We start from the raw sequence: 19877 nt of genomic DNA on the forward strand, positions 1-19877 counted from the left end.
TATATTAACACCTTATTAAAAAAAATAAAATCATAAGGTCTATTTTAGTATGCCATTTTTTAATACTAGTACTTGACTAATCGTAGGAAAAAAGAGACTGTGACAATAAAGTTTTGTCATAGCCTCTAAATATCCATTCTAGTTACCAAATATTTCTTGTTTTAATCTTTCACCTGTAGGCGTACCTGCCAATCCACCACGTCCTGTTTCACGTAGAGCTGATGGCATTGTTTGCCCAATTTTATACATAGCTTCTATTACTTCATCAGTAGGTATTCTTGATTTCACACCTGCTAATGCCATATCAGCTGAAATTACTGCATTTGATGCACCTGCTGCATTTCTTTTAACACAAGGAACTTCTACTAATCCTGCAACTGGGTCACAAACAAGTCCGAGCATATTTTTTAAACTAATTGCAAATGCTTCTGCAGATTGTTGAGGTGTACCTCCAGCCATTTCCACTGTTGCGGCTGCACTCATTGCAGCTGCAGAACCAACTTCTGCTTGACATCCACCTGCTGCGCCAGAAATAGATGCATTATTTGCAACGACAAAACCAAAAGCACCTGTTGTAAATAAGAAATGAATCATATCTTCTCTAGTTGGATTCAATCTTTTTTTAAGTGCAAACAACACACCAGGAGCGACGCCTGCCGAACCTGCTGTAGGTGTTGCACAAATTTTACCCATTGCTGCATTAACTTCATTTGTAGCTACTGCTTTGCTAACAGCATCAATCATTAAATCACCTGAAAGTGACTGACCACTTTCTAAATATTTTTGTAATAATACAGCATCCATGCCTGTTAATCCAGTTGTAGATGATACACCATTAATACCACGTTCTATCGCTTTTTCCATTGTATCTAAATTGCGTTCCATATTTTGATATATTTCTTCTTTGGAGAGCTTCGAAACACGCATTTCCTGTTCAATCATGACTTCGTATATTTTTTTATTTTCTCGTTCACAAATTTCTATAAGTTCTTTCACACTTTGGAACATGATAACCCTCCTTCTATTATTCCCCCATTAATGACACTGTTTGTACACCATCGATATCTTTTATTTTCCCTAATACATCTTCTGGGATATCATCGTCTAGTTCACAAGTCATTAAAGCAAGTTCACCTTTTTCTTTACGGGCAACTTGCATACTTCCAACATTAATTTGATGATCACCAAATACATTTGTAACTTTTCCAATCGTACCAAACGTATCATTATGGAATACTAATAATGCTGGATAATTCCCACTGATCGCTATTTGGAAACCATTTATTGCAACGATTTCCACTTTACCGCCACCAATAGAAATACCTTCAACTGAAATTTCCATTTCTTTATTTCTCATACTTATTATTGCAGTATTAGGATGCGATCTTTCCTCGAACATTTCGATAAAGTTAACATCTATTCCTTGTTGTTCAGCTTCTTCTAAGCTCGTTTTGATTCTGTCGTCATCAGTATCATAACCTAAAATACCTCCAACAAGTGCAACATCTGTTCCATGACCTTTATATGTTTCCATAAAAGACCCGTACAAATATATATCTATATGATCTGGTTTCCCATCAAATAACCCTCTAGCTATCAAACCAATTCTAACTGCTCCTGCAGTATGTGATGAAGATGGTCCAACCATGACAGGACCTATAATGTCAAAGACACTTCTATATTTCATCAATAATCACTCGCTTCTCTTTTAATTTCACCTTATCATTATAACAATTTCAATACATTTTGTAAGCGTTTTAGAATATAAAAAACAACAATGTTTTTTGTTTAACATTGTTGTTTTTTATTTAACAAAATTATTCTACTGAGAACAAGAATGAATAGATCGGTTGATCACCTTGATGTACTTCTACTTCAACATCTTCATAGTTTTCTTCAATGTATGATTCTAATTGAGCAACTTCGTCATCAGAAGCATCTTCACCTTTTATAATTGTTAGGATTTCACTATCTTCATCAATCATTTCATCGATTAATTTCTTACTAACTGAAAGATGATCAGCATCACTTACTTTAATACTGCTTTCATGTATTCCCATGTATTCGCCTTTTTTAATAGTTATACCATCAATATTTGTATCTCTAACAGCATAAGTTACAGATCCAGATTTAACAAAACTCATCGCTTCTTCCATTTGAGCTTTGTTTTCTTCAATTGATTGTTCTAAATTAAGGTTTAACATCGCTGAAAGTCCTTGAGAAACTGTTTTTGAAGTCACAACAGCTACTGGAATATCAACTAAATGCCCTACTTGCTCAGCTGCCATTATAATATTTTTATTATTTGGTAATATGATTGCATTTTTACAACCAGATTGTTTAACAACTTTTACGATATCTTCTGTTGAAGGATTCATTGTTTGGCCACCACTTATTACATGTGTAGCACCAAGTGATTTGAATAACTTAGTTATACCTTCGCCCATAGAAATCGTAATAATAGCTGTGTCTACAGCTTCTTGTTGCTGTTCTTGCTTAATTTTCTTATCTGCACTTTTTCTAAGTACTTCTCTATGTTGTTCACGCATATTTTCGATTTTAATTTTGATAAGTTCTCCGTACTGGCTGCCATATGTAAGCACTTCTCCCGGAGTTTCTGAATGCACATGAATTTTAACGATTTCATCATCTGAAATCACTAATAAAGAATCACCAAATTGACTCATATCTTCTCTAAATTGGTCTTCATTGAAAGGTTTTTTATCTTTTCCAAAGCGAACCATAATTTCAGTACAATAACCAAATACGATGTCTTCTGTATTCATAACACCACCAAAATCGTGGTCATCATTTATAAATTCATCAGTATTAACTTTTTCTTTAAAAGGTTCAATTTTTTCACCTTTTAAAGTTGCTAAGAAGCCTTCGTATACAAACATCAAGCCTTGTCCACCACTATCAACTACACCGACTTCTTTAAGTACAGGCAATTGATTGGGTGTATTTTCTAACGCTTTTTGTCCTTGTTCAATTACAGCTTCCATAATTGTAATGATATCATCTGTCGTTTCTGAAGAATTCATAGCTGCTTCACCTGCAACTCTCGCTACAGTTAAAATAGTTCCTTCTACTGGCTTCATAACAGCCTTATAAGCAGTGTTAACACCAGACTGGAAAGCTTTAGCAAATTGTTTAGCGTCAATTTCACTTTCATTCTCAATTGATTTTGAGAATCCTCTAAATAATTGAGATAAGATAACACCTGAGTTACCTCTTGCTCCCATTAATAAACCTTTTGAAAATACTTTACCCACTTCACCGATATGTGCGCTATCTTGAGATTTCACCTCAGCAGCACCAGATGACATAGATAAATTCATATTTGTACCTGTATCTCCATCTGGAACTGGAAATACGTTTAAAGAATCTACAAAGTCTGCATTGTTTGATAAACTGTCTGATCCTTGAACGATCATGTCAGCAAACAATTTGCCGTCAATCTTTTTCATACTCTAATTGCCTCCCTATGCTTCCTCATCATCATTAATAACTCTAACACCTTGGATATATATGTTTACTGCGTTGACTTTTAAATTTAATGATTGTTCTAAAGTATATTTAACAGCAGATTGGACATTGTTTGCTATTTCTGAGATTTTCGTACCATAACTCACAATTATATACATATCTACATCAAGTACACCTTCATTTTGAGATACAATAACACCTTTGGCATAATTGTCACGTCCTAGAATTTCAGCAATTCCATCTCTTACTTGGTGTTTACTTGCCATTCCTACGATACCATAACATTCTACTGCAGCTCCGCCAGCAAGTGTTGCGATAACATCATTTGAAATATCGATACTTCCATACTCATTTGTAATTTCTAAAGTCATGATTACGTCCCTCCTACACATCTAAGTTATAAATAACTATCTTTACTTTTATATGTTCTGTTTAATTATACTTAATAACATACTCAAATCGCAAGAATTCATAATTTTATTCACGTTATTTTATACAACGTTTTCACAAGATATCATTATAACAAATAAATCGAACTTTAAAACACTTTTTCCGAAATTTGTTATTATTTTTTCTGTTTTTTGTAAAAAATCCGTTGAATAAATTATACCTGCGTGTTATATTATTAAAGTGTGTAAACGTAAATAAATGTGTATTTATATTTCATTAAAGGAGGATATTTATGGCTAAAGAATGTTTCGTAACAGGTCGTAAAGCTAGAACGGGTAATAATCGTTCTCACGCATTAAATGCTAACAAACGTCGTTGGAACGCTAACTTACAAAAAGTTAGAATTTTAGTTGACGGTAAACCTAAACGTGTATGGGTTTCTGCTCGTGCTCTTAAATCAGGTAAAGTTACACGCGTTTAATGAATATAAGTCACATATAGTAAAGAGAACCTTTGTGTGGAAGGTTCTCTTTTTTTATTTATCTTTACTTTGAATCACTAATATATTTCCAAGCTCAACTGTTACTTTAGGCTGTTCAAACCCTTCTTTAAACTCATTACTAATAGTCAAAGTCGAACCTTGTTCTAAAGTTGTATATGGTAATTCATATTTAAATTGTTCTAATTTCACACGAATATTTGATGTTAAAGGTACAAAAGAGATATACTTCATACCCTCAATTTGTGAAATTCTATGATTCCCCGGTTTCAAAACATTAATTATATTTTGATGATCAATTAGAGATATTTTAATATCATCTGCTAAAAATTCTGGTTTAGTTAATATTTGAATTGCACCCATAAAGTGATCTAAGCGACCACCAGTTGCTCCATATATCTTAATTTCAGAGTAACCTAATTCGACTGCAAGATTAACTGCTAATGCTAAATCTGTATCATCTTTTTCCTTTTTTAATGGGTCAATTTCAATTTGTTCTTTTATTTGATTTAACTCTTTCTCTGTGACTGAGTCAAAATCACCAACTGCTGCTATAGGTTTTATTTGATGATTTAATAATTCTAAAGTACCTCTATCTACACCTATCCAGTCAGATTGTTGTTCTAGAAAAACACTTTCATCTACATTACGTAAACTACATAATAAATTCACTTTCAAAATTATTCACCCTTTAATTTACGAACTGGTTCTTTATAGTCTTCATGTTTGAAATAATAAGATCCTGCAACTAAAATATCTGCTCCTTGATCTTTACATAATTTTCCTGTTTGATCGTTTATGCCACCATCTACTTCTATTTCATAGTTTAAATTATTATCTTTTCTATATTGATTTAACCAAGTTATTTTATCTAATGTACTTTCAATAAATCCTTGTCCACCAAAACCAGGGTTTACCGTCATGATAAGTACGAAGTCTAAATCAACTAGTATTTGAGATAATAGTTCTACAGGTGTACCAGGGTTAATAACAACACCTGCTAATTTATTATGTGACTTAATTTGTTGAATTGCTCTATGAATATGGTTTGTTGCTTCATAATGTACAGATACCATATCACTTCCTGCTTCACAAAATAAATCGATCATTTGTTCTGGATTTTCAATCATTAAATGTGTATCAATTGTCATATCTGTTACTTTTCTCAATGATTCTAAGATTGGTAATCCAATAGAAATATTTGGTACGAATTGACCGTCCATTACATCAAAATGAAGTATCTCTGCTCCAGATTCTTTAACGCTCGTTACTTCTTCTTTCAATATTGCAAAATCACATGCTAAAAGTGAAGGTGCTATTTTAACCATTAATATCTTACCTTTCTATTTTGAATTTCTTCAAACAATGTTAAATAGTGCTTATATCTTAATTTATAAAATTCTTTTTCTTCGATAAGTTCTTTTACTGCACACTTTGGTTCGTTAATATGTGTACAATTTCTAAATTTACACTCTGACTTGATCGCTTCAAATTCTGGAAACAGGTCAGCCAACTCTTCTTTTTCTATATGAGAGAAATCTAAAGCACTAAAGCCAGGTGTATCCGCTAAGTAACCATCTTCCATTTCATACAATTCTACATGTCTTGTCGTATGTTTACCTCTATTAAGTGCTTTTGATATTTTATTTGTTTCCAAGTTTAAATCTTTAAATAGACGATTCATAATTGTTGATTTACCGACACCTGATTGTCCACTTAATACAATTATACCTTTGATTAACGGTTTAATAGATTGTGTTAAATCATCGTCTTCACCAACAAATAGTGTTTCATAGCCGACTTCTTCATAATTTTTTAATATTTCTTCTATTTTACTAATTTCAACTTTATTTGCTAAATCTTTTTTAGTGACGCATATTATAGGGGTAATATGATATGAATGTACCACTACTAAAAATCTATCTAACAATTGTTGACTAAATTCAGGTTCAATCGCACTAATCACTACAATGACTCTGTCTATATTAGAAACAGGTGGTCTTAATAAAATATTTTCTCTTGTATGGATATGATGAATATAACCACCAGTCTTATTTTCAACTTGAAAATCTACTATATCTCCTACTACTGGAGACATTTTCTTCTTTCGAAATAAACCTCTAGCTTTTGTAATATATACGCCATCACTAGTTTGAACTGAATAATCGCCACTAATTGATTTTATAATACGACCAGTTTTCAATATAACACCTGCCTCACTTTATTTTTATTATACCAAATGAGGATAACTTTATAGTCATCACACATTATTTTTGAACAAAATTGTAACTTTAGTACCTTTATCAACTTCACTATTAAAGAAAATATGAGCATCATGATGTTCAACAATAGAATCAACAATCGATAAACCTAGACCATTACTATCAACATGCACATTATGTGATTGATCCCCTTTATAAAATCTATCTTTAATCTGACTTAATTGTTCTTGTGACATTCCATAACCTTCATCAATGATTGCTACAGTTATAAAGTCATCTTGTTGAAATACTTTAATTTGAATCATGCTATATTCTGGAGAATATTTAATCGCATTATTTAAAATATTATAAAATGCTTGGTATAACAATTTATTATTACCTTGAATTACTATTTCTTCCATATCAAAAATTATAGATACTTCTTTCTCGTCTAATAAATAATTTAAATTTCTGACGACTTCTTTCATTACTTTATTTAATTCAACAGTCTCATTAAATGAAAAGTGTTCGCTATTATCTAATTCAGATAATAATAATAGTTGTTTCGTCAAATTACTTAAGCGATATGCTCTACCGTATATATCCTCTATGATTTGTACTCTTTTACTTTCAACTTCTTCGTATTCTAGTTCTCTTAACAAACTTAGAATAGATTGTAATGGGGATTTTATTTCGTGAGATACGTTTTGTACAAAAGATTGGCGCATTGTTTCAAGTTGTTTTAACTCGTCTCTCATTTCAATAAATCTATATTGTAGAATTCCGATTTCATCGTCTCTTGTTACTTTAATTTGCACATCAAAATCACCTTTACCTAATGACTCTGTCGTCTTCATTAATCTTCTGATTGGCGTAGCAAGTGAGTGACTTGAAAACATCACTAACACTAATGAAATAATGACCAATAGCACAAGTAAAATCGCTAAAAATATTCTAAATTCACCTAGCATTAAGCCGACACTTGGTCTTAAAAACAGAGCATATTCCGCTCCTTGATGCTCTAATTTCACACCAACAGTATTTCGTGTTTCATTGTCAAAGAACCCTGTTATAAAAATATTAAATGGGCGTTCTTTTATTCCATGATACGTGTTACTACTCAATACTTGTTTAACAGCTTTCTCATTTAAATTATATTTTCTAAAATGATCACCATAATATGTTGCTTCCATCTTATCATCGTATAAAATAGCTTGATAATGCAGTTCACTTAAATGTTGTAAATATGCATTCAAATCCAATTCATTATCTTTATCAATATACTTTTGAACTTGTTTTAAAGTTTTTGTAACTTTATAGTCATTCTTTTCTTTTAAATCTATGTGATAGTATATATTTGTCAGAATAAACCCTAAAATTGAACTGACTGTCATAACTACGATTGTATAAATTGTAATGCGCTGTGCTAATGATTTAAACTTCATCTTCAAGCACCGCCTTGTAACCAACGCCTCTCACTGTTTTTATCAAGACATCGCTCTCCAACTTTTCTAGTCTTTTTCTTAATCGCTTTATATGGACATCAAGTGTTCGTTCATCACCTTCAAAATCTATGCCCCATACGACCTCAATAATTTTATCTCTTTGCAATACTTTATCTTTATTTCTCATTAAATAATCCAAAAGTGCAAATTCTTTTTTAGGTAGCAGCATTGATTTCTGGTTAATTGTTATTTCCATATCAACAGAATTCACAAGCGTGTTACCTATTTTTAATTCACTTGAAGAATTAATTTTAAACCTTCTTAAAACAGCCTTAATTCTAAAGAGAAGCTCTTTCATTTCAAATGGCTTAGTGACATAATCATCTGTTCCGGCTAAGAAAGCATTTTCTTTATCACTCAGTTCATCTCTAGCAGTTAACATGATAACTGGAATATCAAAACTTTCTTTAAGCGTTTGGCATAATTCAAAACCATTCATACCTGGCATCATAATATCTACAACAGCTAAGTCTATATATTTATGTTCAACAACTTCCAATGCTTCTTCTCCACTGAGGCTAGTTACAACATTTATATTTTCACGTTCTATTTCTCTTTTCAAATCATTTAATATAAATCGATCATCATCGACTACTAAACAAGTTACCATGTTATCACCTCTTTCCTATAATGATACCAAATATGTTGTGTATTTATTACAAAAAACTCAAATATATAACGCTTCACTTAAAAAAAGACTACCAACAAATTATATTTTTTGTTGGTAGCCAATTACATTTAACTATTTGAAATAGCGTAAAGTTATTAAACAGATTCTACGTTACGGTTAACTAACGCATTTACATTTTCAATAATTGTTCCACTTACAACTCGACCAGGTAATTTGTTTAATTTCACAGATAAATCTTGGTCTTGTTTCATATCATATGAAATATTTCTTGCGAAGTATTTCATTGATTCTTCCATAATGATGATTGTCATCCATTCACCAGCACAACGGTGATTTGTATTATAATCTCCGCCACCTTGTGGAATTAAATCAAACGGACTACCATCCCAATCACTGAAACGGTTAGGATAGAATCTTTCAGGATTTTCCCATAAACCTTCTTTATGCAATGTTCCGTAAATATCCATTACTAAGAAAGTATCTTTTTCAATTGTATATCCATCAAATTCAATATCAACTGCCGCTTTACCAGGTAAGAATGGCACGAAAGGATAGAATCTTCTTACTTCTTGCACAAATTTATAAGCATAGTCATCTTCGTTATTGAAGACTTTTTCAGCTTCTCCTGGATAGTCATGTAACGCTTTAACACCAAAGCTAACGAAACGGTTAATCGCTACTAGAGGACGTACTACGTTCATTAAGTCAATAGCACATAATCTAGAATCCATTAAGTTACCTTCGAAATCTTCCCAATGACTAAATTCATGTAAAGCTGTACCTTGTGGAGGCGTTAATTTGCCTTCACGTACCGCAATAATTTGATTTTCAAGGAAAGTTTCAACTCTAGCTCTAGCTTGTTTAGCTTCTTTATAACCTTTAAATGCTGTACCGATATTTTTAAATGAATCTATCATTGTATCCATATCTTTCGCGCAGCTTTCAATTTCTTCTGGAGAAGCAATGATACCAGCCCATCTAAATCCTACTTTAGTTAATAAGACTATAGATTCTTTATAAACATTTACTTCATCCATTCTTTCCATACGTTCAGTATTCATAAACCAAGTACTACGTGTAAGTTCTCTTAAGTAGTCTAAGTTCTCTTCAGTCATTAAAGACATAAATAGAGCTTTACGGTCTATATGTTTTTTACCACCAGTAGTATGTATAGCACCTTTACCAAATAAAGTATTTACAACACGTTTAGGTAATGTTCCTTGTCTTTCAATTAACTCATTGTTATAAAAAAGCTCTGCAGCTTCTTTACCGCTAATTACTACTGTTCTTCTTCCGCCTAAAGCTCTTAATTCGAAAATATTAGAATCAAATTTTTCAAGTCTACTAGGCACATAATTATATCCTTCTTTTAAAACTTTAAATGTACTATCAAGCCCTCGATCTTTTGGTATTTGCTTACCCATAAAATCATTGCCCCCTAAAAATTATTGTAAATTTCATATACTTATATATTATTTCATTTTCTAGGAAAATAATCAATCAACTACTATTATCAATTGAAAATTTTATATCTTTATCTACAATTGCGTGTCTTTTTGACCATTCGATTAATATTTCCGGGTATATAACTTCATCTTTTATTTCATTGTTCACATTCTCGACAGGAAACGTTAATACAAATCTTTGGTCTATAACTTCATCTACTAAATTAAAAAATTTCAAATTACCTTTAGTTGGTCGTCCTACAAGATTAACAATTCCCGAATTTGACACTTTATAAACTAACCATTCAGCTGCATTTTCAGTATCTTTATCAATTAAAATCGTTATTTTTTCAAAACGACTTAAACCAATAAAGTCGATTTTATTGTCATCAAAATATTCCCAGTTACCTGAAGGTTGATCCATTAAATTTTGATAAAATGCTTGTTCATTCATTTCTTCGCATTGTTTAAAAATTCGTTCAATTTTTTGTTTATATAACGATTTATGTCGTTCACGGTTAATCACTATATGTGTGTCACTAGTTAATATTGTTTCTTGATTGCCAATTTCATAAAAATATGGAATAAGAAATTCTGCAATACTTAATTTATCAAAAGTTGCTTTCCTAAAATCAAATATTATATCCTTTGATGAATGTTTACTTTTGGATAATTGATATAAAGCTTCCACAGTTTGTTCAAACGTAATATTACTAACAAACTCTGCAATAGGTGTATTTTCTTTAATATACACATTGATCGAAGCCTCATCATTTAATTGATACTTTTTCAATTCAAAATGATAATACTGATTGCTTCTCTTTACATCCACTTCACTTTGAAACGTCAAAATATGTTCCCATTCTTCACGATGATAAGGTTCATCGCCTAACAAACGTTTATATCGCTTCCTACAAAATTCTATAGGATCTCCAGATAATGTTACAATTTCATCGCCTAATACAAAGCGAATATCATTTATAACTTCTGTTACTACAAGCGAATCTTTAGTTGCTCTAACTTTAATGCCAACTTTTTTTTCAGGTTCTTTTAAAGATTTTATTTTCGTATTAAATAGACCAATATCAAAGAAATAATTATTCATCACTTCTATAAATACTTGGTCCGTTAATTGTGGTGAAGTAACGATATTTTTATATTCGTCATAGGTATTATACTTCTCATCAATATTTTGAATAGCATGTTCAACCTGTTTGTGCATATATTCATACAAAGATACATATGGAAGCATATTTTCACCTCGGATTCATTTTCTAAATTTTACTAATAACCGCTTATTAAATCAATTAAAAATATAAAAAATTATAAAAAAAGCTACTTCCACAACTAACATGTCTAAAAAGGATGATATCAAGACATTGGCAAGTTATGAAAATAGCTATATTATTAATTAAAAATCATCGTAATCGATTGTATTGCTTTCTATTTCTTTACCGTCTACTTCTACACGGTATTCAGCTGATTCACCTTTAGGAATCGTGAAATCAATACTTTTCGTTGTATCTTTCTTAATAGTAAATGAATCAGATACTTCTTTTATATCATTAGTTTTATCTTTTACAAAAATTTCTACTTTTTGACCTTTATTCTTATCTGATCCTGTAAAAGGTATATAAACAGATTGAGTATAAGTCTTGTCTCTAAGACTGTCTTTATCATCAGATTTGTCGTCTTGCTTATCATCAGATTTGTCTTTGTTAGAGTCTTTGCCTTTTGACACATCAAGATATAACGTGGATTCAACAGGTAGTTGACCATTTTTAAATGACTGCTTAACTACAGTATCTTTTGATTCTTCACTGTCAACCTCATTAGTTTCAACTTTAAATCCTAATGATTCTAGTTCAGAAGTTGCTGTCGCAACCTCTTCACCAGTATAGTCTTTAACATATTCTTGTTGTACACCTATTGATTTTGTTAATATAATCATCGTGTCTTTAGGCACTACTTTACTACCTGGTTCAACATTTTGGTTAATAATTGTACCATTTTCAGCTTTGTCATATTCTTCTTTTATTCGAACAGATTCAAAGCCTTGCTTCTCTAATTGCTTTTTAGTATTATCAGCTGATTTACCGACGTAATCCTCTATTGTGAATGTCTTAACACCTTTTGAAATAACTAAATCAACTTTAGACATTTCTTTTACTTTCGTACCTACTTTAGGTGTAACTTTCATAACTTCGCCTTCTTTGAAGTTATTACTATAGTCTTCAGTGATTTTTCCTTTACGCAATCCTTTTTCATTTAATAAAGCAGTTGCCTCACCTCTAGATTTGCCTAGTAAGTTTGGTACGTCTTCATATTTAGGTGCCGTTAAAGCAAATCCTATTGCTCCAACTAGCATACATAATAAAAGAATTGGTACAAAGACAATTAACCATTTGTTTCTTTTATGTTTAGGTTTTTCATTTTCTTGATTTACACTGTTTGAAGTACTGTGACCTGTAGCTGCAACTGGAACTGTCTTGGTTTGGTCTCCATTGTCATCAGTTTTTACGACAGGTATTGTCTTTGTTTCAGAACTCGATTCGTATCTTGGTGTTTCATCTTTACGCTCTTCATCTAAAGCCGTTAATAAATCATTATACATTTCATTAGTATCACGATACCTTAAAGCTTTTTCTTTTTGTGTTGCTTTCATTATAACGTTTTCTAAACTTTGAGGTACTGATGGTCGTTCATTTCGAACAAAAGGCAGTTCTTCTTGAATATGTTTAATTGCAACACTTACAGGTGTTTCTCCATTAAATGGCGGATGTCCTGTTAACAATTCAAATAATACGATACCAATTGAATATATATCAGATGATTCATCAGTAGATTGACCTTTAGCTTGTTCAGGAGATAAATATTGAACTGATCCCATTACATGATTCGTTTCAGTCAATGCAGTTTCACTTAAAGCTCTAGCTATACCGAAATCTAATATTTTTAAAGTACCCTTTTTAGTCATTAAAATATTTTGTGGTTTTATATCTCTATGAATAATTCGATGATGATGTGCATGTGCAATGCCTTTTAATATTTGAAGCGTCATTTCTACCGCTTCTTCTGCAGATAACTTACCTTCTTTACATAAATACTCCTTTAATGTAGGACCATCTATATATTCCATAACTAAGTAATAACAATTATCATCTTCTTCAACGTCCAACACATTCACAATATTATTATGACTCAAAATAGTTGTGTTCTGAACTTCTCTTTCAAAACGTTCAACTGCTTTTTCTTTTTCATATGGCGGTATGTTGATGACTTTAACCGCTACATCACGGTTTAAGATGTTATCTTTTGCTAAATAAACATTACTCATGCCACCGCCACCTAGATATTTCACAAATTCATAGCGACCGGCGATTATGCGACCTATCATATTTTCCCACCTTCAAATGGGTATAATACTAAAGAAATATTATCTTTACCTTCAGCTTCAATGGTTTCTTCTATAAGTGTTTCACCTATATCTTCCGTTGAACCTTTATGAGTCATAATAATTTGTTGTACATCATCTTCACGTAAATAATCAGTTAAACCATCAGAATTTAATAAAAGATAGTCATAATATTTAGTGTTATAGTAAAAAACATCTGGCTTAACTCGTTTATCTGTACCCATTACTTTCGTTATTATATTTCTTTGAGGATGTGTAAAAGCCTCTTCTTTAGATATTTCTCCAATCGTAACAAGATGATTAACAAATGTATGATCATTTGTTAATTGCATCATTTCACGACTGTTGATCAGGTAAGCACGTGAATCACCTATATTAGCAACAACGATATCTTTTTCATATACAATTATACAAACACAAGTTGTACCCATGCCTCTAAATTCTTCGTTGTTCATAGACTCGTTATATAATTGTCTATTAATATCTGCAAGATTGGATTTCAACCAATCTTCAGCATGATCATATTCAATATAATTTTCTTCTTCGAATCTATCCTTAAGTGAATCATTCACAAATTGACTTGCAACTTCACCTGCAGCATGTCCACCCATTCCATCACAAATCACTAATAGGACTTGCCCAGTTTGGTTCGTGTAGATACCACCTGCATCTTCATTTTGTTCTCGAAATTGACCGACATCTGTAAAAAAACGTGCTTCCATGATTTCTTACCTCGTTTCTTCTTTTCGCTCTTTTGCTCTTAGTTGACCACATGCAGCATCGATATCTGCACCTTGATTACGTCTAATTGTAGCATTTATGCCATTTCTTTTTAATTCTTTTTCAAATTTAAAGATATCTTCTTTTGAAGTCTTAACATAATCACGTTCAGGTACATGATTTACTGGAATTAAGTTAACATGACAATTTAAATTTTTGATTAATTTTGCTAAAGCTTTTGCATGATGTACTTGGTCATTTACGCCACCAAATAAGCCATATTCAAAAGTGATTCTTCTGTTTGTTTTACTAACATAATATTCTATAGCTTCCATTAATTTATCTAAATCATAAGCTCTGTTTATTGGCATTAATCTTGAACGTGTTTCATTATCTGCAGCGTGTAAACTTACCGCAAAATTAATTTGAAGAGATTCATCTGCGAAATCATAAATTTTAGGAATGATACCTGATGTAGATACTGTAATATGACGTGCACCGATATTCAAGCCTTTATCATGATTAATAATTTTTAAGAAGCCCATCATTTCATCATAATTTTCAAATGGTTCACCAATTCCCATAATTACAACTTGGCTTACACGTTCATCTGATTCATCTAAAGCTTTTTGAACTGTTAATACTTGAGCCACAATTTCTCCTGCTTCAAGATTACGTTTTAACCCACCTATAGAAGATGCACAGAATGTACAACCTATTCTACAGCCTACTTGTGTTGTTACACATACTGAGTTTCCGTATTCATGTCTCATTAAAACTGTTTCAATAGTATATCCATCTTGTAATTCAAATAGGAATTTAATTGTACCGTCTTTACTTTCTTGTTTAACAGCTACTTCTAACGTTGTAATTTCAAATGATTGAACTAATTTTTCTCTTAATTCTATTGATAAATTAGTCATTTCACTAAAAGCATCTACTCTTTTAACGTATAACCAATCAAAGATTTGTTTAGCTCTAAACTTCGGTTCTGATTGATCAATCAACCAATCTTCTAATTCTCCTAACTGTAAAGAGTATATTGAAGGTCTTTCGAAGTTTGGCATAAATTTATTGCGCTTTTTCTGTATCGCTGGCATATTATCTTTCCTTTCTCTTAATTTTAGTAATAAAGAATCCGTCTGAATTATAATCTTGCGGTAATAACTGTAATGTTTTTGTTTCTTGATTGGTTCTTGGATCATTAAATAGAGCAAACTCAAACTCTGGATTTGCTTTTAAAAATGAATAAACAACATTTTCATTTTCCATTTGTTCAATCGTACAAGTTGAGTATACAAGCTCTCCACCAGGTGCTAGAGATTTACTTGCATTTTCCAATATTTCTAATTGTAAATGCCATAAAGATTCTACATCTTTAGCAGTTTTATCATATTTAATTTCTGGCTTTCTTCTCATAACACCGAATCCACTACAAGGAGCATCAACTAGTACATAATCATATGTCTTATCAAATGGTTTAGTTGCATCATGAACATCTGTTGTAACATTTTCTAATCTTAATTTTTTGACATTAAAATCAATTAAATCTATTTTATGGGGATGAATATCATATGCATCAACTTGGCCAGTTTGGTTCATCATTTCTGCAATATGACAAGTCTTTCCGCCAGGTGCACTACATGTATCTAATACAGTACTGTTTTCTTTTGGATTTAAAATTTCTGCTACGAACATTGAACTCTTATCTTGAACAGATAACAACCCATCTTTAAATAATCGATCATTGACGATTGGTTCACCTTTAATGTGTAAACATCTTTCGATATCTTTATCTATTTCGACAGTATAACCATTACTTTGTAATCTTTCAACTGCATCTTCAACCGATATTCTTGTCGTATTGACTCTGACAGTAGTGTTTGGAGGCGTTAAACTTAATAAACACATTTCTCTTGTCTTCTCATAACCAAAATGTGTAATCCAATGTTTAGTTAACCAAAGAGGTACGCTTCCTTCAATAGATAATCGTTTATCATCATGTTTAATTTCATCTAAAGTTCTTAGCGGAGATGACATAAAGTTTCTAAGAATTGCATTAATAGCTTTACTATTATGCAAATCACCTCGTACTTTTGCAATATTAACTGCCTCGTTAATTATTGCATGGTCAGGTACTTTATCCAAATACACAAACTGATATGCGCTCATTGTTAATAAACGTTTCATCCAACCTTTTAACTTGGTTTGAATAAATGGCTCTATTAAGTATTCTAAAGTAAGCTTTCTTTGTAGTGTGCCGTATACTAGTTCAGTTAGTAGTCCTACATCTTTTTTAGAAATTGCTTCATTTTTTATTGCTTCATTAAGTTGTAGATTACTGTATGCTTCTCCAGTTAATACATCGTCTAGAATCGTTAATGCAACATATCTTACATTGTTTTTCATCATATTAGTTTAGTCCCATCAATTTTTGATTGTAATCCGCTCAAGTAATCACGTGTTTTAACGCGTTTTTTACCCGCTAATTGTATTTCTGTTAAAGCCACACCATTGTCAGATCCAGTTGCAACAATTATAGAGTCTTTTGTCGTTTCTGCAATTTCACCAGGTTCACCTTTAACATTTTCAACAATTTCACTTCTCCAAAGTTTTAAATTCTTATCGTTCATCGTCGTGTAAGCAACTGGCCATGGAGATAGTCCTCTTATATGATTGTGAATTGATTGAGCATCTTGTGACCAATCAATTCTTTCATCTTCTCTTGAAATATTAGAAGCAAAGCTTACTAAAGATTCATCTTGAGGTGTACTTTCGTTCGTTCCATTAAAAATAGTAGGTAAAGTTCGTTTCAATAACGCTGTACCAAGTACTGCTAGTTGATCATGAACATCCCCTACTGTATCGTTCTCTTTAATGATTATCTCATCTTGACTAATGATATTACCTGCATCTAGCTTTTCAGCCATATACATAATTGTGACACCCGTTTTCTTTTCACCATTCATCACTGCATAATGTATTGGTGCTCCACCTCTATATTTAGGCAATAGAGAAGCATGTACATTAACTGCTTTATATTTCGGTGCATCAAGTAATGATTTTGGTAACAATTGCCCGAAAGCAGCAGTCACAATTAAATCAGGCTTTAAATTTATAATTTCTTCTAATTCAGAAGAATGATTTAATTTTTCAGGTTGATAAACAGGAATATTATGTTTGATTGCTACTTCTTTTACTGGAGGTGGCGTTAGTACTTTCTTACGACCTACAGGACGATCTGGCTGAGTAACAACAGCAATGACTTCATGATCTTCAATAAGCATTTCTAAAATACCTGTAGAAAAATCTGGCGTACCCATGAATACGATTTTACTCATCCTTATACATCTCCTCTAGTTCTTCTTCACTAACTTCTCTCGTCATTTTATCAGTAAACAACTCACCATATAAATGATCGACCTCATGTAAAATAATTCTAGCAACATCATCGTATGCCGTTAATTCAACACTATTTCCATTCAAGTCATTACTATTAACAACAATCATTTTACTTCTATTAACTTCCCCAAAAACACCCGGAACACTCAAGCAACCTTCTACATCTGCTTCAGTTTCTTCAGATTGAGAAACAATTGTTGGATTGATAAGCTGCAAAATACCCTCTTGCTCCATATCAACAATCGCAACTTTAAGATCAACACCAATTTGAGGAGCAGCAATACCTACCCCATCATTTTCATACATTGTGTCCTCTAAGTTAGAAATCAATTCTTTTAAAGATTCATCGAAAGTAACAACATCTTTAACTTCTCTATTTAATATTGGATTTGGTACCGTAACAAGTGGTTTTACAGCCATCTCTATCGCTCCTTTTTAAAAACTCATCGTATAATTATAACGTAAATCAACATAAAAAGCGACAGAGAATATTTATCCTCCATCGCTAATTACATTTGTTTAATTTTGAGTTCTCTTTAAAAAAGTTGTCACACAAACTAAAGATAAAATCACAAGTGAGAATAATGTAAATTGGATTAGACCATTTTCACTTTCACCTGTATTAGGTAAAACCATCTAATGGTCTTGAATGATGACCGACGAACAAGTCATTCGTTCTACGTTTAGAAACATAAAATAGAAGATAGTATTAATTGCTTATACATACGAACACTTCACACCTTTGAATTTGGATTTAAATCTCTAAACATATTTTTATGTCTCATGGTGATTTCTATGTATACCTATCATTTATTAAAAATGGAATTTTATTGTAGATGTTAATTATATAATGTTATACAATCTAATTATAAGTAAATCTACTTTTTTTATAACAATATAGAAAGGATAGTCATATGAAAGCTAACGATTATATTAAATACGTAACTGCACTGGAAGGAAGAACTTTATTAAGTAAAGAGGAAAGGAATTTTTTAATTACTTATCATAATGGAGAGGATGGTGAGAAATATTTTACTGCTATGTTAGATTCTCTCAATAATATTTCTTATATTCACTCATTCGAATTTGGTTCTACTAATCATGTTCAAATAGATTTTCTAGTAGCTACTAGTAATAAGTTTGTTGTTTTTGAAGTTAAACATTATAAAGACGAATGGTACTTTGAACATGATACTTTGAAAAATAATTATGGAATTATAACCAAATCTCCTATAATCCAAGTCCGTAATATAAAGCATGAGCTTCAAAAATTACTTCATAGATGTGGAATATTTTTAGATATTGAATCTTACATCGTATTTACTAATCCTCATTTAATCCCTTTAGGAACATGGCCAATAAATCAAAATATAATACTTCCACATGAATTAGATAAAATCTCAAAAATACTATCACCACAACTTCCAAATGATAACCATCAAATATTGAATTTACTTCTAGAAAATGAATCGAAACACTCCTCTTATTATCAAAAAGACATTACGACAAAATATGATTTAAAGTATGCCGGTATAAAATGCCCCAACTGTAGAAAAATGCATACTATAAAAATATTAGATAACAAAACACTTTATTGTTGCTCATATTGTAAGTCAGAAATTAAATGCGAAGATATAGTATTCTTTAATTTAAAAGAGCTTTATATTATAAAGAGAGACAGTTTTACTTTTGAAGAAGCTATAGTATGGTGTTATCCAGTGAAAAAGTATACTATTGAACGCGTTTGTAAGAAATACTTTTTATCATTAACACGGAGAAACAGAAAATTCTTTTTAGATAGTAAATAGATATATCTTTATCAGCAGTTTCTTCTCAAATTGCTTTTAACGCCACTCTTATCAGCAGTTTCTTCTCATATTGCTTTTAACGCCACTCTTATCAGCAGTTTCTTCTCAAATTGCTTTTAACACCACTCTTATCAGCAGTTTCTTCACAAATTACTTCTAACGCCACTCTTATCAGCAGTTTCTTCTCAATTTGCTTTTAACACCACTCTTATCAGCAGTTTCTTCTCAAATTGCTTCTAACGCCATTCTTATCAGCAATTTCTACTCAATTTGCTTTTAACACGAATATGTCCATATAATTGTGTAATAAAATAAGAGCCATATATAGCTCACTTTAGTACAATGTAATCGACTAAGAAAAAATTGTAGAGG

The 19877-nt window shown here is 31.4% G+C and carries 19 protein-coding genes; 2 read left to right on the top strand and 17 right to left on the bottom strand.

Features of this window, described 5'->3' with window-relative positions; translation table 11 throughout:
* Nucleotides 1–138 precede the first annotated feature (138 nt).
* From sdaAA to CD129_RS02470, 4 genes are all read right to left on the bottom strand, one after another.
* Entirely contained in the window at nucleotides 139–1008 is an 870-nt protein-coding gene (gene sdaAA / locus CD129_RS02455; protein WP_078356114.1) for an L-serine ammonia-lyase, iron-sulfur-dependent, subunit alpha, read from the bottom strand.
* Between the two features lie 16 nt (nucleotides 1009–1024).
* Nucleotides 1025–1687, bottom strand: a complete 663-nt coding sequence (gene sdaAB, locus CD129_RS02460; protein WP_078356113.1) for an L-serine ammonia-lyase, iron-sulfur-dependent subunit beta — start codon at nucleotides 1685–1687, stop codon at nucleotides 1025–1027.
* Nucleotides 1688–1817: 130 nt separating this feature from the next.
* Nucleotides 1818–3470, bottom strand: a complete 1653-nt coding sequence (gene fakA / locus CD129_RS02465) for a fatty acid kinase catalytic subunit FakA (protein WP_115337550.1) — start codon at nucleotides 3468–3470, stop codon at nucleotides 1818–1820.
* 15 nt (nucleotides 3471–3485) lie between these two features.
* Nucleotides 3486–3860: an Asp23/Gls24 family envelope stress response protein gene (locus tag CD129_RS02470; RefSeq protein WP_016911554.1), complete on the bottom strand. Its 375-nt coding sequence runs from the start codon at nucleotides 3858–3860 to the stop codon at nucleotides 3486–3488.
* 311 nt (nucleotides 3861–4171) lie between these two features.
* Between CD129_RS02470 and rpmB the strand changes: the two genes are divergently transcribed.
* Nucleotides 4172–4360, top strand: coding sequence for a 50S ribosomal protein L28 (gene rpmB / locus CD129_RS02475; RefSeq protein ID WP_078356111.1), 189 nt, complete (start codon nucleotides 4172–4174; stop codon nucleotides 4358–4360).
* Nucleotides 4361–4414: 54 nt separating this feature from the next.
* On the opposite strand, the gene CD129_RS02480 is transcribed toward rpmB, so the two are convergent.
* From CD129_RS02480 to def, 13 genes are all read right to left on the bottom strand, one after another.
* Complete coding sequence (locus CD129_RS02480; protein WP_338121209.1) at nucleotides 4415–5050, bottom strand: thiamine diphosphokinase; 636 nt, start codon at nucleotides 5048–5050, stop codon at nucleotides 4415–4417.
* An 8-nt stretch (nucleotides 5051–5058) separates the two neighbouring features.
* Complete coding sequence (gene rpe, locus CD129_RS02485; protein WP_115337552.1) at nucleotides 5059–5706, bottom strand: ribulose-phosphate 3-epimerase; 648 nt, start codon at nucleotides 5704–5706, stop codon at nucleotides 5059–5061.
* A complete protein-coding gene (gene rsgA, locus CD129_RS02490; RefSeq protein ID WP_078356108.1) occupies nucleotides 5706–6581 on the bottom strand; it encodes a ribosome small subunit-dependent GTPase A in 876 nt (291 codons plus the stop codon). Before rsgA ends, rpe begins: the two co-directional genes overlap by 1 nt.
* Nucleotides 6582–6638: 57 nt before the next feature.
* Nucleotides 6639–8024, bottom strand: a complete 1386-nt coding sequence (locus CD129_RS02495; protein ID WP_115337553.1) for a sensor histidine kinase — start codon at nucleotides 8022–8024, stop codon at nucleotides 6639–6641.
* A complete protein-coding gene (locus CD129_RS02500) occupies nucleotides 8014–8694 on the bottom strand; it encodes a response regulator transcription factor (RefSeq protein WP_078356106.1) in 681 nt (226 codons plus the stop codon). Before CD129_RS02500 ends, CD129_RS02495 begins: the two co-directional genes overlap by 11 nt.
* Nucleotides 8695–8849: 155 nt before the next feature.
* Complete coding sequence (locus tag CD129_RS02505) at nucleotides 8850–10139, bottom strand: cytochrome P450 (protein WP_115337554.1); 1290 nt, start codon at nucleotides 10137–10139, stop codon at nucleotides 8850–8852.
* Between the two features lie 76 nt (nucleotides 10140–10215).
* Nucleotides 10216–11412 carry a hypothetical protein gene (locus CD129_RS02510; protein WP_115337555.1) on the bottom strand — a complete coding sequence of 399 codons (1197 nt, stop codon included), beginning with the start codon at nucleotides 11410–11412 and terminating at the stop codon, nucleotides 10216–10218.
* Nucleotides 11413–11571: 159 nt separating this feature from the next.
* Complete coding sequence (gene pknB / locus CD129_RS02515; RefSeq protein WP_115337556.1) at nucleotides 11572–13557, bottom strand: Stk1 family PASTA domain-containing Ser/Thr kinase; 1986 nt, start codon at nucleotides 13555–13557, stop codon at nucleotides 11572–11574.
* Nucleotides 13554–14300, bottom strand: coding sequence for a Stp1/IreP family PP2C-type Ser/Thr phosphatase (locus tag CD129_RS02520; RefSeq protein WP_107509144.1), 747 nt, complete (start codon nucleotides 14298–14300; stop codon nucleotides 13554–13556). The genes pknB and CD129_RS02520 overlap by 4 nt, the downstream gene beginning before the upstream one ends.
* A gap of 3 nt (nucleotides 14301–14303) precedes the next feature.
* Nucleotides 14304–15395: a dual-specificity RNA methyltransferase RlmN gene (gene rlmN / locus CD129_RS02525; RefSeq protein ID WP_078356101.1), complete on the bottom strand. Its 1092-nt coding sequence runs from the start codon at nucleotides 15393–15395 to the stop codon at nucleotides 14304–14306.
* 1 nt (nucleotide 15396) lies between these two features.
* Entirely contained in the window at nucleotides 15397–16707 is a 1311-nt protein-coding gene (gene rsmB, locus CD129_RS02530; RefSeq protein WP_078356100.1) for a 16S rRNA (cytosine(967)-C(5))-methyltransferase RsmB, read from the bottom strand.
* Nucleotides 16704–17636, bottom strand: coding sequence for a methionyl-tRNA formyltransferase (gene fmt, locus CD129_RS02535; protein WP_115337557.1), 933 nt, complete (start codon nucleotides 17634–17636; stop codon nucleotides 16704–16706). The genes rsmB and fmt overlap by 4 nt, the downstream gene beginning before the upstream one ends.
* Nucleotides 17629–18117 (bottom strand): peptide deformylase, encoded by a 489-nt coding sequence (def, locus tag CD129_RS02540; protein ID WP_078356098.1) that lies wholly within the window; start codon nucleotides 18115–18117, stop codon nucleotides 17629–17631. Before def ends, fmt begins: the two co-directional genes overlap by 8 nt.
* Before the next feature lie 494 nt (nucleotides 18118–18611).
* Between def and CD129_RS02550 the strand changes: the two genes are divergently transcribed.
* A complete protein-coding gene (locus tag CD129_RS02550) occupies nucleotides 18612–19505 on the top strand; it encodes a nuclease-related domain-containing protein (protein ID WP_115337559.1) in 894 nt (297 codons plus the stop codon).
* The last annotated feature ends 372 nt before the right edge of the window (nucleotides 19506–19877 follow it).

Origin of the sequence: Mammaliicoccus fleurettii (assembly GCF_003970575.1) — a bacterium.
Taxonomy (GTDB): Bacteria; Bacillota; Bacilli; order Staphylococcales; family Staphylococcaceae; genus Mammaliicoccus; species Mammaliicoccus fleurettii.